This is a genomic window from Aquimarina algiphila (assembly GCF_007489275.1).
GTDB classification, from domain to species: Bacteria; Bacteroidota; Bacteroidia; order Flavobacteriales; family Flavobacteriaceae; genus Aquimarina; species Aquimarina algiphila.
The window spans coordinates 157,874-172,432 of sequence record NZ_VLNR01000003.1; the positions used below are offsets into that span (position 1 = coordinate 157,874).

Consider the following 14,559-nt stretch of genomic DNA (forward strand, 5'->3'; position numbering starts at 1 on the left):
GTTTTTTTTATTAGAAAGAAGCTTTAATACTCATACCATACCTTCTTGAACTCGGTCCGTTTAAGAAATCAAATCCACGACCATTACCAACACCAAGTCCGGCAACGTTAGGGTCAAAATTGGTTCCATCAGGTATGTTAAAAGCATCGAACCATAAATTATATCCGGTAAGATTTATACTTACTGCTCCAAAAGGAGTTTTATCTAAAAATTTAGTTGGGATGGTGTATCCTAATGATAGTTCTTGTAGTCTAAGTACGGTTCCGTCAAACACACCCAATTCATCCGGGCCAAACAATACATTCGAAAAGTAAAAAGTGGAATTGTTTATTTGGATATTGTTTTGGGAGCCATCATCTCTAACTCCTGGCAAAATAAATGTGTTTTCACGATCTACTGTGTCGGTTGTTAGTCCTCTGCCTAATAAAGTAGATACGGTTCTAGAGTAAATGTCTCCTCCTTTTACAAAGGTAAATAAGAAACTTAAGTTGAAGTTTTTGAAGGAAAATGAATTATTTACATTTAACAAATAGTCTGGGTTAGGATCTCCTATTACAAATGTTCCTTCTTCCTCTCTATAGTTACCAGCATCATTTACTAAAAATTCTCCATTATCGTTTCTTTGAATTCGACTTCCTACAATTACTCCAAGTGGTTCTCCTTCAATAGCGGCATTACCTAAGTTAGAAAATCCAGAATATACTATGATATCTGTATCTGCACCAAGATCTTCAACTGTTGTTTCACTGGCTGTAAAATTGATATTGGTGTTCCAGGTGAATCCATTGTTGACCTGTTTAACAATGTCTACACCTAAATCTACTTCAAATCCATCGCTTTTTATTTCCCCAATATTTTCACTTCTTATGGTGGCTCCAGTAGAAGGATCTAAAGGCCTGTCTATAATAAGGTCTTTGGTTGTTCTGTTGTAATACGAAGCGTTTAGGTTAATGCGATTCTTGAAAAACCTAGATTCTATACCAAATTCTATTTCATTTAATCTTTCAGGTTTTAAATTTGGATTCCCTTCTCTTGGAGGAATCGAGTTGGTTACAACATCATTCCCGCTATCAGAATTCTGAAAGTTTTGAGTATCTAAATCTAAAGTAACAGCTACTGGGAAGCCAGTGGGAAAGTTTGCAGATGTACCGTATCCGGCTCTGACCTTTAAATAATTTATTCCATTATCAGTCCTTAGTCCTTTAAATGCGGTAGTTGGTAAGAAAGAAACACTTGCGCTAGGGTAAAAAATAGACCTATTTTCTGTGGTTAAATTAGAAACCCAATCATTTCTTCCGGCTAAAGCAAGATAGAGCATTTTTTTATAGTCAAAATCAGCTTGACCATATAAACCGACTATGTTTCGTTCTTGTTTAAATTCAATCTCATCTTGGTTGAGAAAGTTAACGTGTCTAAATACGTCAAACTCTACTTGACTGCTGCTCGCAACACCGTTACGTTCGAAGACTTCTCTTCTGCTGGTTCCTCCTACATTAAATGTCATGCCAATGTTGTCGTTTAATGCAAAATTTCCATTAATGATAATATTGTGATCGAAGATGGTATTAATGTTGGTCCAGGTTTGGTAAATTCCACTTCGTAAGGCGGCGTCATCACTAACCCCTCCTTTGTTTTGTTGGTTGATGTTTGATTCAGTGTAGTTGTCAATTCCGAATCGATAGATTAGATTTAGATTGTCGGTAAAGTCATATTGTAACGTTCCGTTACCAAATACTCTATTTGTTGTTTGTCTGTTTAGGGCATTGTTAACCGTCCAGATAGGGTGTTGTATGCTATTGTTTTGTCGATAATATACGCTTGATCCATCTTGAGGATTCTCAGATGGTAGTCCAATTAAGTCTACACTTCTTGGAGTGAAGAATAATTCTCCAAAAACTGAAGAGCCTGTTCCGAATGATCCATTACCTCTACTTGCAGAGACAGGTGGTGATCTGAAATCTGTTTTAGAGTAATTTAATGTATTAGAGATTGTAAATTTATTAGACAGGACGGCTTTTCCTCCAAATCCAAGTGTATTTCTTCTTAGTGTGTTTCCTGGGGTGAAACCTTCATCTTCTAAATAACTGTAATTAGCATTGTAGCTTAGTTTGTTATCTGTTGATGTGCCTCTAAAATTAATTGCTGTATTAGCGACAGTTCCGGTTTTGAAGAAATTTTCAACGCTATCATATGGTCTCCATTCATAACGAGCTCCTGCAAATTCTGGAAATGCTGCGGGGATACCTGTAGCTGAAGCAGCTGTACTATATGGATGCGCTAAGGTGCCATCTTCATTAAAACCTCTATTGGGGTCGCTGTCAATACCATTTCCCCATCCGGCAACTCCTTCTCTTTCAAAACTTGGTCCCCAGTTACTAAAGAACCATCCGAATGCTTGGTCGAAACCGTTTCCATATTGATTTTGATAATCGGGGAGAGATGCGATTTCATTAAAAAATAATGATGAAGTTATCGTTACTTCATTCTTTTTAAGTGCATTTCCGGCAGATCCATTTTTTGTGGTGATTAGGATAACTCCATTTCGTCCTGCTGTACCATATAGTGTTGCGGCCGCAAGACCTTTTAGTACATTAACGCTTTCAATACTGTTAGGGTCAAGGTCTAAAAATCTACTTGAACCGGAGTTTCCGTCTACAAAATCGTTCTGACTGTTTCCGTCATTTGACCCTTGTGAATTGGTGTCGCTACTAAAAGGAACTCCGTCAACAATAAATAATGGTTGGTTGCTTCCGCTAAAAGAACTTAATCCTCTAATAACAATATTGGTTCCTGATCCAGAAAGACCATTTTGTTGAGTGATGTTAACTCCAGAGGCTTTTCCGAATAAGACACGACCAATATCTCCTTCGGCTCTTTGTTCTAATTGTTCGTTTTTAACCTCTGCAACAGCATATCCAAGAGCTTGTTTCTCTCGTTTTATACCTTGAGCTGTGACAATAACTTCTTCTAATTGAGAGGCAGAAGATTCTAATTGAATATCAACTGTGTCGCTGGTTCCTACGGTTACTTCTTTGTTTGTAAAGCCGAGATAACTAAAGACCAGTATGTCTCCCTGGGATGCTTGAAGGTTGTAGTTTCCATCAAAATCTGATTGGGTACCAGTGTTCGTGTTTTTGACAATAATGTTTACTCCTGGTAAAGGTGAGCCAATGTCGTCTGTGATTTTACCTGTTATGGTTTTTTCTTGTGCAAAAGAAAATTGCACGACTAATGCTGTAAAAAGCATTAGAATTTGCTTCCTTGATGATTTCATTGTGTGTGATTTATTTAAATTGGTCAATTTCAAAATTCACAATAAAATAGCATTAAATAGGTGTATTTTTGATTATTTTAACTTTTATTAAGATTTTTAAATGTTAAATTATAATAATTTAATAATCATTTTCTTTTTTTTCTTTAAAATGATTGTTTCTTTTTTCTACTTTGATTTTAATGCTTAAAAAAGGGGCTTGTGTGTTGTGGTTAGGTCTTGTTTGATGTGTTATTGTGTTGTGTTTTATGTAGTATAAGGTTGACTTAAGTGGCTATAATGATGTGTCTGTAGTTTAATGTTGTGTTTAAGATTTTGTTTGATTAGATAGTGTTAGTTTTGAAGCTTGGAAATAATCATAATCTCATTGTTTTTGTTCGATAAGTTTTGGGTGATATATTTAAATGAATAAAAATTAATCAATTAGGATTTGATTTGCTGAAAAATATTTCTACCTTTGCAGCCCTTTTAAAGGGAATGTTATAAAAATTATTTAATATATAGTGTAAAGCAAATTATGCCAACAATTTCACAATTAGTAAGAAAAGGTAGAGCCAAAATAACTAAGAAGAGTAAATCGGCTGCTTTGGATTCGTGCCCGCAACGCCGCGGTGTTTGTACGCGTGTTTATACTACTACACCAAAAAAACCAAATTCAGCTATGCGTAAAGTAGCTCGTGTTAGGTTAACAAATGGTAAGGAAGTAAACGCATACATCGGTGGTGAAGGTCACAATCTCCAGGAGCACTCGATAGTATTAGTTAGAGGTGGAAGGGTAAAAGATTTACCAGGAGTTAGATATCATATTGTTCGTGGAGCTTTAGACACCGCAGGTGTTGAAGGTAGAACACAACGTAGATCTAAGTATGGTGCAAAACGCCCTAAGAAGTAATTAAAAAACTTTAAGAAGAAGACATGAGAAAAAGAAAGGCTAAAAAAAGACCAATTTTGCCAGATCCACGTTTTAACGATCAATTAGTGACTCGTTTTGTAAACATGATGATGTGGGATGGTAAAAAGTCAACTGCTTTTAAAATTTTCTATGATGCTATTGACATTGTAGAAGAGAAAAAACAAAATGACGAAAAAACGTCATTAGAGATTTGGAAAGATGCATTATCTAATGTAATGCCACATGTGGAGGTTAGAAGTCGACGTGTAGGTGGAGCTACTTTCCAGATTCCAAATCCAATCAGACCAGACCGTAAAATATCTACCGCTATGAAGTGGTTGATTCAGTTTTCTCGTAAAAGAAACGAGAAATCTATGGCTCAGAAACTAGCAGCAGAGATTATTGCAGCAGAAAAAGAAGAAGGAGCAGCGGTTAAGAAAAGAGTAGATACTCATAAGATGGCTGAAGCAAACAAAGCATTCTCACACTTTAGATTTTAATCATTAAGAAATGGCTAGAGATTTAAAATATACAAGAAATATAGGTATTGCTGCGCATATTGACGCAGGAAAAACTACAACTACAGAGCGTATTCTTTATTATACGGGTGTAAGTCATAAGATAGGTGAAGTGCACGATGGTGCTGCTACGATGGACTGGATGGAGCAAGAGCAGGAAAGAGGTATTACAATTACTTCGGCTGCTACTACATGTGAGTGGAAGTTTCCAACAGAAAATGGTCAGCCGATAGATGATACCAAAGGTTATCACTTTAATATTATTGATACTCCGGGTCACGTTGATTTTACGGTTGAAGTTAACCGTTCTCTTCGTGTTCTTGATGGATTGGTATTCTTATTTAGTGCGGTTGATGGCGTTGAGCCACAATCTGAAACTAACTGGAGACTTGCTGATAATTATAAAGTACCTCGTATAGGTTTTGTAAATAAAATGGACCGTCAAGGATCTAACTTTATGGCAGTTTGTCAACAGGTTAAGGATATGTTAGGGTCTAATGCAGTGCCGATTGTAATGAATATTGGTGATGAGGCTGATTTTAAGGGAATTGTAGATTTGGTTAAAAACCGTGCTATTGTTTGGCATGATGAAACGCAAGGGTCTACATTTGATGTTATTGATATCCCTGAAGAATTAAAAGCTGAGGCTGCTGAATTAAGAGGTAAGCTTATTGAAGAAGTTGCTGCTTATGATGAAAACCTTTTAGAAAAATTTATGGAAGATGAGGATTCTATTACAGAAGATGAAGTGCATGCTGCTCTTCGTGCTGCTGTAATGGATATGAGTATCATTCCAATGATTTGTGGATCTGCATTTAAGAATAAAGGAGTACAATTCCTTTTAGATGCGGTATGTCGTTATTTGCCTTCTCCAACGGATAAAGATGGTATAGTAGGGGTGAATCCAAATACAGATCAAGAAGAATTGCGTAAACCAGATGTAAAAGAGCCTTTTTCGGCACTTGCATTTAAAATTGCTACTGATCCTTTTGTTGGTCGTTTGGCATTCTTTAGAGCGTATTCTGGTCGTTTAGATGCTGGTTCTTACATTTTGAATAATCGCTCAGGTAAAAAAGAGCGTATCTCTCGTATTTATCAGATGCATTCTAACAAACAAAATGCAATAGATTATATAGAGGCAGGAGACATTGGAGCTGCAGTAGGGTTTAAGGATATCAAGACTGGTGATACTATGTCTGATGAAAAAAATCCTATTGTTTTAGAATCTATGGATTTTCCTGATCCTGTAATCGGTATCGCGGTTGAGCCTAAGACTAAGGTAGATGTTGATAAATTAGGATTGTCATTGGCTAAGTTAGCTGAAGAAGATCCGACATTTACAGTAAGAACTGATGAAGCTTCTGGTCAGACTATTATTTCTGGAATGGGTGAGCTTCACTTGGATATTATTGTTGATCGTTTAAGACGTGAATTCAAAGTGGAGGTGAACCAGGGTCAGCCACAAGTAGAGTATAAAGAGGCTATTACAGCAGCAGCTGATCATAGAGAAGTTTATAAGAAACAATCTGGTGGTCGTGGTAAGTTTGCAGATATTGTATTTACTATTGAGCCAGCTGATGAAGGTCAGGTGGGACTTCAGTTTGAGTCTACAATTAAGGGAGGTAATGTTCCTAAGGAATTTATACCGTCGATTGAGAAAGGATTCAAAATGGCAATGGTGAATGGGCCGTTGGCAGGATATGAGGTGGATGCTATGAAAGTAACATTGAAGGATGGTTCTTATCACGATGTGGATTCGGATCAGCTATCTTTCGAATTAGCTGCTAAATTAGGTTTTAAAAATTCAGCAAAAGCTGCTAAAGCCGTAATTATGGAGCCAATTATGAAGTTAGAGGTTATTACTCCAGAAGAAAATATGGGTGATATCGTAGGTGATCTTAACCGCCGTAGAGGGCAAGTGAGTGATATGGGAGATCGTGCAGGTGCAAAAACTGTAAAAGCTACTGTTCCACTTTCAGAGATGTTTGGGTATGTAACAACATTAAGAACATTGTCGTCTGGTAGAGCAACGTCTACAATGGAATTTTCTCACTATGCTGAAACTCCTTCTAATATTTCAGAAGAAGTAATCGCAGCTGCAAAAGGAGTTAACGCTTAATTATTACAGAAATGAGTCAAAAAATTAGAATAAAACTAAAATCTTACGATCATAATTTGGTGGATAAGTCTGCTGAGAAAATCGTAAAGACGGTAAAGAGTACTGGTGCTGTAGTAACTGGGCCAATTCCATTGCCAACACATAAGAAGATTTTTACAGTATTACGTTCTCCGCACGTTAATAAGAAATCTAGAGAGCAATTTCAATTAAGTTCTTATAAAAGACTTTTGGATATTTATAGCTCGTCTTCAAAAACAATTGATGCGTTGATGAAGCTAGAATTACCAAGTGGAGTAGAGGTTGAGATCAAAGTTTGATACAGCTTTTAAGTAAGAAGGTCTTACGATAAATGTCCCAAGCTGCGCGCAAGGGAAAAACGGCAAAAAAATACATTCAGGGTTGAAGTATTTTGACCCTGTTTTTTTGCAAAAATAAAAATGAATACTAATTAATAATTAATAAATATGTCTGGGTTAATAGGAAAAAAGATCGGTATGACCAGCATCTTCGACGAAAATGGAAGGAATATTCCATGTACAGTTATCGAAGCTGGGCCATGCGTGGTTACCCAAGTCAGAACTAAAGAGGTTGATGGTTATGAGGCTATTCAGCTAGGTTTCGATGACAAAGCAGACAAAAATGCTACTAAAGCGGCTTTAGGTCACTTTAAAAAAGCAGGAACTGTTGCTAAACGTAAAGTTGTCGAATTCAAAAGTTTTGAGGAGGAGTACAAATTAGGAGATACAGTAACAGTAGAGCATTTTGCTGAAGGAGAATTTGTTGATGTTTCAGCAACTTCTAAAGGAAAAGGTTTTCAAGGGGTTGTGAAAAGACACAACTTTGGTGGTGTAGGTCAAGCAACTCATGGTCAGCATAACCGTTTAAGAGCTCCAGGTTCTATAGGTGCTGCATCTTATCCTGCAAGAGTTTTCAAAGGAATGAAAATGGCAGGAAGAATGGGTGGAGATCAAGTAAAAATTCAAAACTTAAGAGTGTTAAAAGTAGTTCCTGAAAAGAATTTGCTTGTTGTTAAAGGATGTGTTCCTGGACATAAAAACGCTTATGTAACGATTCAGAAGTAATGAAAGTAGCGGTAATTGATATAAACGGAAAAGAAACAGGAAGAAAGGCAGACCTTTCTGATACTGTTTTTGGTATTGAGCCAAACGATCATGCTGTGTACTTAGATGTGAAACAATACTTGGCTAATCAACGTCAAGGAACTCATAAGGCTAAGGAACGTGCAGATATCGCAGGTAGTACTAGAAAGATAAAGAAACAAAAAGGAACAGGTACTGCCAGAGCAGGTAGTATTAAGTCTCCTATTTTTAAAGGAGGGGGTAGAGTATTTGGTCCAAGACCACGTAACTATTCGTTCAAATTGAATAAAAACCTGAAAAGGTTAGCGCGTAAATCAGCATTGAGTATTAAGGCAAATGACAAGGCAATTACGGTTGTAGAGGATTTTACTTTTGATACTGTAAAAACTAAGAATTTTACTGCTGTTTTGAAGTCTTTAGGGCTTGAAAACAAAAAATCTTTGTTTGTGTTGGCTGAGTCAAATAAAAATGTATATTTGTCGTCACGCAATTTGAAAAGTTCGGAAGTTGTAACTGCTTCAGAATTAAGTACTTATAAAATACTTAATGCTAATAGTGTTATACTTTTGGAAGGTTCTTTGAAAGGAATTGAAACGAATTTAAGTAAATAGAAGCCATGAGTATCTTAATAAAACCTATTATTACGGAAAAGGCTACTGCAGATAGTGAAGTGTATAATCGCTATGGTTTTGTAGTAGATAAGAAAGCGAATAAGGTAGAGATCAAAAAAGCAGTTGAGGCTGCTTACGGTGTATCTGTTACTAAAGTTCGAACATTAAATGTCCGTCCAGACCGTAGTACACGTTATACAAAAACGGGTATGGTCACTGGTAAAACAAGTGCATATAAAAAAGCAATTGTACAGGTGGCGGAAGGTGAAGTAATTGATTTATATAGTAATCTTTAAGACTAAAAAATGTCAGTAAGAAAATTAAAGCCAATTACCCCAGGTCAGCGTTTTAGAGTAGTAAATGGATTTGACGCCATTACTACTGATAAGCCGGAAAAAAGCCTATTGGCTCCGAAAAAAAGATCTGGAGGTAGAAACAGTCAAGGAAAAATGACCATGCGCTATAAAGGTGGTGGTCATAAAAAAAGGTATCGTATTATTGATTTTAAGCGAGATAAGCAAGGAATCCCTGCTACAGTTGCTACAATAGAGTACGATCCAAACAGAACTGCATTTATAGCGCTTGTTAATTATCAGGATGGTGAGAAGCGTTATGTTATAGCTCAAAATGGTTTGCAAGTTGGTCAAAACATAGTTTCTGGTAGTAACGTTGCTCCAGAGATCGGAAATGCAATGCCATTAAGTGATATCCCTTTAGGAACTATTATTTCTTGTATAGAATTACGTCCAGGTCAAGGTGCCGTTATGGCTCGTAGTGCTGGTTCGTTTGCTCAGCTTATGGCAAGAGATGGTAAGTTTGCTACTGTAAAATTACCTTCTGGAGAAGTAAGGATGATACTAGTTAATTGTATGGCTACTATTGGAGCGATATCAAACAGTGATCATCAGTTGATCGTTGGTGGTAAAGCAGGTAGAACAAGATGGCTAGGTCGTCGTCCACGTACTAGACCTGTAGCGATGAACCCTGTCGATCACCCAATGGGTGGTGGTGAAGGACGTTCTTCTGGAGGTCACCCACGTTCTAGAAAAGGTCTTCCTGCAAAAGGATATAGAACCCGTTCTAAGACGAAAGCGAGTAATAAGTATATTGTAGAACGTAGAAAGAAATAATAAGATATGGCACGTTCATTAAAAAAAGGACCTTACGTTCACTATAAGTTAGAGAAAAAAGTGGCTGCAAATGTTGAAGCTAACAAAAAATCAGTAATCAAAACGTGGTCAAGAGCTTCGATGATAACACCTGATTTTGTAGGTCAAACAATCGCAGTACATAATGGTCGCCAATTTGTACCTGTATATATTACAGAAAACATGGTGGGACATAAATTAGGAGAATTTTCGCCAACACGTTCCTTTAGAGGCCACGCTGGTGCTAAAAATAAAGGTAAAAAATAATTTAAGTCATGGGAGTTCGTAAAAGAGAAATGGCAGATAGAATTAAGGAAGAGAAAAAGCAGATTGCTTTTGCTAAACTTAATAACTGCCCTACATCACCTCGTAAGATGCGTTTAGTAGCTGATCTTGTACGTGGTGTAAAAGTTGAAAAGGCGCTTCAGATTCTTAGATTTAACCCTAAAGAAGCATCACGTCGTTTGGAGAAGTTATTGCTTTCAGCAATAGCTAATTGGCAGGCGAAAAATGAAGACGCTAGCATCGAAGATGCTGATCTTTTTGTAAAAGAGATCCGTGTAGACGGAGGAAGTATGTTAAAAAGACTTCGTCCTGCTCCACAAGGTCGTGCACACAGAATAAGAAAACGCTCTAATCACGTTACAATTGTGGTTGCAGCAAACAATAATACACAAAGCTAATAATAGATATGGGACAGAAGACAAATCCAATCGGAAATCGCCTTGGTATTATCAGAGGATGGGAATCCAACTGGTATGGAGGTAATGACTACGGTGATAAACTTGCCGAAGACGATAAGATTAGAAAGTATGTACACGCACGTTTATCAAAAGCTAGTGTATCTAGAGTAATTATTGAGCGTACGCTTAAACTTGTAACCGTTACTATCACCACTGCCAGACCGGGTATCATTATCGGAAAAGGTGGACAGGAGGTAGACAAGTTGAAAGAAGAGCTTAAGAAAATTACTGAAAAGGAAGTTCAGATCAATATTTTTGAAATCAAAAGACCAGAACTTGATTCATTTTTAGTAGGATCTAGTGTAGCAAGACAGATTGAAAGTCGTATTTCATATCGTCGTGCTATCAAGATGGCTATCGCGGCTGCAATTAGAATGAATGCAGAAGGTATTAAGATTCAGATTTCAGGACGTTTGAATGGGGCAGAGATGGCACGTTCAGAGTCTTATAAAGAAGGTCGTATTCCTTTATCAACATTTAGAGCTGACATAGATTATGCTTTAGTAGAAGCTCATACTACTTACGGTAGATTGGGTATTAAAGTGTGGATCATGAAAGGTGAAGTATATGGTAAAAGAGAACTTTCTCCTTTAGTTGGTTTATCCAAGAAACAAGGAAAAGGTGACAACCGTGGAGGTGGACGAGGAGGTAATAACAAATCTCGTCGTAGAAAGTAATTTTTTAAAGTAAATTAACAATGTTACAGCCTAAAAGAACAAAATTCCGTAAACAACAAAAAGGACGTATGAAAGGTCTTTCCCAAAGAGGACATACACTTTCTAACGGTACCTTCGGAATTAAATCATTAGATTCAAGTTTTGTTACTGCTAGACAAATAGAAGCAGCTCGTATTTCTGCTACTCGTTATATGAAAAGAGAAGGTGCTCTGTGGATTAAAATTTTCCCGGACAAGCCTATCACTAAGAAACCTCTTGAAGTACGTATGGGTAAAGGAAAAGGTGCTGTTGAGTATTGGGCAGCAGTAGTAAAACCAGGAAGAATTTTATTTGAAATAAGTGGTGTGTCTTATGACGTTGCTAAAGAAGCATTACGTCTTGCAGCACAAAAACTTCCTGTAAAAACTAAGTTTATCGTAGCTAGAGATTATCAAGCTTAATATTTGAGAGACTATGAAACAATCAGAAGTAAAAGAATTATCTACAGCTGAATTACAAGAGGAACTTGGTAAATCTCAAAAAGCGTATTCAGATTTAAGAATGGCTCATGCCATGTCACCGCTAGAAAACCCTTTACAATTACGTAAAGTAAGAAGATCTATTGCGAGAATGGCTACAGAGCTAACAAAAAGAGAATTAAACGGTTAATTCTGCTGAAAGATGGAAAAAAGAAATTTAAGAAAAGAACGTATAGGTGTTGTTACTAGTAACAAAATGCAGAAATCAATTGTGGTTGCTGAAGTTAAAAAGGTAAAACACCCGATGTACGGAAAGTTCGTGTTGAAAACGAAAAAATACGTTGCACACGATGAAAAGAACGACTGCAATATTGGTGATACTGTAAAGATCATGGAAACAAGACCTATGAGTAAAACCAAATGCTGGAGATTAGTAGAAGTAATTGAAAGAGCGAAGTAATTATGGTACAACAAGAGTCTAGATTAAAAGTAGCAGACAACACAGGTGGTAAAGAAGTTTTAGTCATTCGTGTTTTAGGTGGTACAAAAAGAAGATACGCCTCTGTAGGAGACAAAATCGTTGTCAGTGTAAAAGAAGCAACTCCAAATGGAAACATTAAAAAAGGAGCCGTTTCTACTGCAGTTGTAGTTCGTACCAAGAAAGAAGTGCGCAGACCAGATGGTTCTTATATTCGTTTCGATGATAATGCATGTGTTCTTTTGAACCCTGCAGGAGAAATGAGAGGAACACGTGTTTTTGGTCCTGTTGCAAGAGAACTTCGTGACAAGCAATTCATGAAGATTGTTTCACTAGCGCCAGAAGTGCTTTAAAACATTTGTAAAGATGACTAAGCTAAAAATAAAATCAGGAGATACAGTACGAGTTATCGCTGGAGACAATAAAGGTCAAGAGGGTACGGTGCAAAAAGTATTGAAAGATAAAAACAAGGCGATCGTAGAAGGTGTTAATTTAGTTTCAAAACACCAAAAGCCTAGTGCAACAAATCCACAAGGAGGAATTGTAAAACAAGAAGCACCTATTCATATTTCTAATTTATCGTTGTTAACTTCTAAAGGAGAAACTACAAGAATTGGATATAGAGTAGAAGGAGATAAGAAAGTGAGATTTTCTAAAAAATCTAATGAAGTAATATAATTATGGCTTATATCCCAAGATTAAAACAAGAGTACAAAGACAGAGTAATGTCAGCTCTTACAGAAGAATTCAGCTATGATAATGTAATGCAAGTACCAAAGCTTAAAAAAATTGTTTTAAGTAGAGGTGTTGGAGCTGCAGTAGCTGATAAGAAGTTAATCGACTATGCAGTAGACGAATTAACAACTATAACTGGTCAGAAGGCTATAGCGACAATTTCTAAAAAAGATGTTGCTTCTTTCAAATTACGTAAAGGAATGCCAATTGGAGCAAAGGTTACGTTAAGAGGAGAAAGAATGTATGAGTTTTTAGATCGTTTGATAACTTCTGCCTTACCACGTGTTAGAGATTTTAGCGGAATAAAAGCTACAGGTTTTGATGGTAGAGGTAATTACTCATTAGGTATTCTGGAACAGATTATTTTCCCTGAAATCGATATTGATAAAGTAAATAAGATTTCTGGAATGAATATTACCTTCGAAACTTCGGCAAAAACCGATAAAGAAGCAAAATCATTGTTAACCGAACTAGGATTACCTTTTAAAAAGAATTAATTATGGCTAAAGAATCAATGAAAGCCCGTGAGGTGAAAAGAGCAAAAACTGTAGAGAAATATGCTGAAAAACGTAAAGCTTTAAAAGAAGCTGGCGATTATGAAGCATTACAGAAGTTGCCTAAAAATGCTTCACCAGTTCGCAAACATAATCGCTGTAAGCTAACAGGAAGACCAAAAGGATATATGCGTCAATTTGGAATTTCTCGTGTTACTTTCAGAGAAATGGCGAATAAGGGATTAATTCCAGGTGTTACAAAAGCTAGTTGGTAATAATAAATTAAATTAATTGGTTTAAGGTTCGATTAAACAAATTGAAAACCAATACCAAAAATTAAATACAATGAATACAGATCCTATAGCAGATTATTTAACCAGAATTCGTAATGCAAATAGTGCTCAACACAGAGTGGTTGAGATCCCTGCATCGAAGGTTAAAAAAGAGATCACTAAAATATTATTCGATCAAGGATATATTTTGAGTTATAAATTTGAAGATAATACTACACAAGGTACTATCAAGATAGCACTTAAGTACAACAAGTTAACTAAAGAGCCAGTTATTAAAGAGTTACAGAGAATCAGTAAGCCAGGTTTACGTAAGTATGCTGGGTCAAATGATATTCCAAGAATTCTTAATGGATTAGGTATTGCGATAGTTTCTACTTCTCACGGTGTAATGACCGGTAAGCGCGCTAAGCAAGAGAACGTAGGTGGTGAAGTGCTTTGTTACGTATATTAACAGTATAAAAGGACAAAAGAAATGTCAAGAATAGGAAAAAATCCAGTAACTATTCCGTCTGGTGTCACTGTTGAAGTGACAGGTAATGTTGTTACTGTTAAAGGAAAATTAGGAGAGCTTTCTCAAGATATCGATAGTATCGATGTGAAAGTAGAGGAAGGCCAGGTAGTTTTAGAAAGACCTACTGAAGCTAAAGATCATAAGGCAAAGCACGGTTTGTACAGAGCTTTGATTAATAATATGATAGTTGGTGTTTCTGAAGGATTTACTAAAGAGTTAGAATTGGTAGGAGTTGGTTACAGAGCTTCTAATCAAGGTCAGAAATTAGATTTGGCTTTAGGATTCTCTCATAATATAGTTTTAGACTTAGCACCAGAAGTTAAGGTTGAAACAATTTCAGAAAAAGGTAAAAATCCTATAGTAAAATTAACTTCTCATGATAAGCAATTGGTAGGACAGATAGCAGCTAAAATTAGAGGCTTCCGTAAACCAGAACCTTACAAAGGGAAGGGAATCAAATTCGTAGGAGAACAATTAAGAAGAAAAGCAGGTAAATCTGCATAATAACTAA

Annotated in this window: 21 protein-coding genes; 20 read left to right on the forward strand and 1 reads right to left on the reverse strand. The window is 36.4% G+C overall.

The window, feature by feature from the left end:
- Positions 1-10: 10 nt before the first annotated feature.
- On the reverse strand, positions 11-3,274 hold the full coding sequence (locus tag FOF46_RS02345) for a SusC/RagA family TonB-linked outer membrane protein (RefSeq protein ID WP_143915342.1): 3,264 nt from the start codon (positions 3,272-3,274) through the stop codon (positions 11-13).
- A 514-nt stretch (positions 3,275-3,788) separates the two neighbouring features.
- On the opposite strand from FOF46_RS02345, the gene rpsL reads away from it, so the two are divergent.
- From rpsL to rplF, 20 genes are all read left to right on the forward strand, one after another.
- Positions 3,789-4,163 (forward strand): 30S ribosomal protein S12, encoded by a 375-nt coding sequence (gene rpsL, locus FOF46_RS02350; RefSeq protein ID WP_024770883.1) that lies wholly within the window; start codon positions 3,789-3,791, stop codon positions 4,161-4,163.
- 23 nt (positions 4,164-4,186) lie between these two features.
- Entirely contained in the window at positions 4,187-4,663 is a 477-nt protein-coding gene (rpsG, locus tag FOF46_RS02355) for a 30S ribosomal protein S7 (protein ID WP_024770882.1), read from the forward strand.
- A 10-nt stretch (positions 4,664-4,673) separates the two neighbouring features.
- Positions 4,674-6,800, forward strand: a complete 2,127-nt coding sequence (fusA, locus tag FOF46_RS02360; RefSeq protein ID WP_143915343.1) for an elongation factor G — start codon at positions 4,674-4,676, stop codon at positions 6,798-6,800.
- 11 nt (positions 6,801-6,811) lie between these two features.
- Positions 6,812-7,117 carry a 30S ribosomal protein S10 gene (rpsJ, locus tag FOF46_RS02365; RefSeq protein ID WP_010181931.1) on the forward strand — a complete coding sequence of 102 codons (306 nt, stop codon included), beginning with the start codon at positions 6,812-6,814 and terminating at the stop codon, positions 7,115-7,117.
- Between the two features lie 147 nt (positions 7,118-7,264).
- On the forward strand, positions 7,265-7,882 hold the full coding sequence (gene rplC, locus FOF46_RS02370; protein ID WP_143915344.1) for a 50S ribosomal protein L3: 618 nt from the start codon (positions 7,265-7,267) through the stop codon (positions 7,880-7,882).
- Positions 7,882-8,511 carry a 50S ribosomal protein L4 gene (rplD, locus tag FOF46_RS02375; RefSeq protein WP_109435180.1) on the forward strand — a complete coding sequence of 210 codons (630 nt, stop codon included), beginning with the start codon at positions 7,882-7,884 and terminating at the stop codon, positions 8,509-8,511. The genes rplC and rplD overlap by 1 nt, the downstream gene beginning before the upstream one ends.
- A 5-nt stretch (positions 8,512-8,516) precedes the next feature.
- A complete protein-coding gene (gene rplW, locus FOF46_RS02380; protein WP_109435179.1) occupies positions 8,517-8,807 on the forward strand; it encodes a 50S ribosomal protein L23 in 291 nt (96 codons plus the stop codon).
- A gap of 9 nt (positions 8,808-8,816) precedes the next feature.
- On the forward strand, positions 8,817-9,641 hold the full coding sequence (gene rplB, locus FOF46_RS02385) for a 50S ribosomal protein L2 (protein ID WP_109435178.1): 825 nt from the start codon (positions 8,817-8,819) through the stop codon (positions 9,639-9,641).
- Between the two features lie 6 nt (positions 9,642-9,647).
- Positions 9,648-9,926, forward strand: coding sequence for a 30S ribosomal protein S19 (gene rpsS / locus FOF46_RS02390; protein ID WP_024770876.1), 279 nt, complete (start codon positions 9,648-9,650; stop codon positions 9,924-9,926).
- A gap of 8 nt (positions 9,927-9,934) precedes the next feature.
- Positions 9,935-10,342, forward strand: a complete 408-nt coding sequence (rplV, locus tag FOF46_RS02395) for a 50S ribosomal protein L22 (RefSeq protein WP_109435177.1) — start codon at positions 9,935-9,937, stop codon at positions 10,340-10,342.
- An 8-nt stretch (positions 10,343-10,350) separates the two neighbouring features.
- A complete protein-coding gene (gene rpsC / locus FOF46_RS02400; RefSeq protein WP_109435176.1) occupies positions 10,351-11,079 on the forward strand; it encodes a 30S ribosomal protein S3 in 729 nt (242 codons plus the stop codon).
- Between the two features lie 20 nt (positions 11,080-11,099).
- The gene (rplP, locus tag FOF46_RS02405; RefSeq protein WP_109435175.1) at positions 11,100-11,519 is read left to right on the forward strand and encodes a 50S ribosomal protein L16; all 420 of its coding nucleotides are present in this window, start codon (positions 11,100-11,102) and stop codon (positions 11,517-11,519) included.
- Positions 11,520-11,532: 13 nt separating this feature from the next.
- Positions 11,533-11,727 (forward strand): 50S ribosomal protein L29, encoded by a 195-nt coding sequence (rpmC, locus tag FOF46_RS02410; protein ID WP_025666452.1) that lies wholly within the window; start codon positions 11,533-11,535, stop codon positions 11,725-11,727.
- Between the two features lie 12 nt (positions 11,728-11,739).
- Positions 11,740-11,997, forward strand: coding sequence for a 30S ribosomal protein S17 (gene rpsQ / locus FOF46_RS02415; protein WP_024770871.1), 258 nt, complete (start codon positions 11,740-11,742; stop codon positions 11,995-11,997).
- 2 nt (positions 11,998-11,999) lie between these two features.
- Positions 12,000-12,368 carry a 50S ribosomal protein L14 gene (rplN, locus tag FOF46_RS02420; protein WP_027392543.1) on the forward strand — a complete coding sequence of 123 codons (369 nt, stop codon included), beginning with the start codon at positions 12,000-12,002 and terminating at the stop codon, positions 12,366-12,368.
- Between the two features lie 13 nt (positions 12,369-12,381).
- A complete protein-coding gene (rplX, locus tag FOF46_RS02425) occupies positions 12,382-12,693 on the forward strand; it encodes a 50S ribosomal protein L24 (protein ID WP_109435173.1) in 312 nt (103 codons plus the stop codon).
- A 2-nt stretch (positions 12,694-12,695) separates the two neighbouring features.
- The gene (gene rplE / locus FOF46_RS02430; protein WP_109435172.1) at positions 12,696-13,247 is read left to right on the forward strand and encodes a 50S ribosomal protein L5; all 552 of its coding nucleotides are present in this window, start codon (positions 12,696-12,698) and stop codon (positions 13,245-13,247) included.
- Positions 13,248-13,249: 2 nt separating this feature from the next.
- On the forward strand, positions 13,250-13,519 hold the full coding sequence (gene rpsN / locus FOF46_RS02435) for a 30S ribosomal protein S14 (protein ID WP_108866676.1): 270 nt from the start codon (positions 13,250-13,252) through the stop codon (positions 13,517-13,519).
- 70 nt (positions 13,520-13,589) lie between these two features.
- A complete protein-coding gene (gene rpsH / locus FOF46_RS02440) occupies positions 13,590-13,988 on the forward strand; it encodes a 30S ribosomal protein S8 (protein ID WP_109435171.1) in 399 nt (132 codons plus the stop codon).
- Positions 13,989-14,009: 21 nt separating this feature from the next.
- Positions 14,010-14,552, forward strand: a complete 543-nt coding sequence (gene rplF, locus FOF46_RS02445; RefSeq protein WP_109435170.1) for a 50S ribosomal protein L6 — start codon at positions 14,010-14,012, stop codon at positions 14,550-14,552.
- The last annotated feature ends 7 nt before the right edge of the window (positions 14,553-14,559 follow it).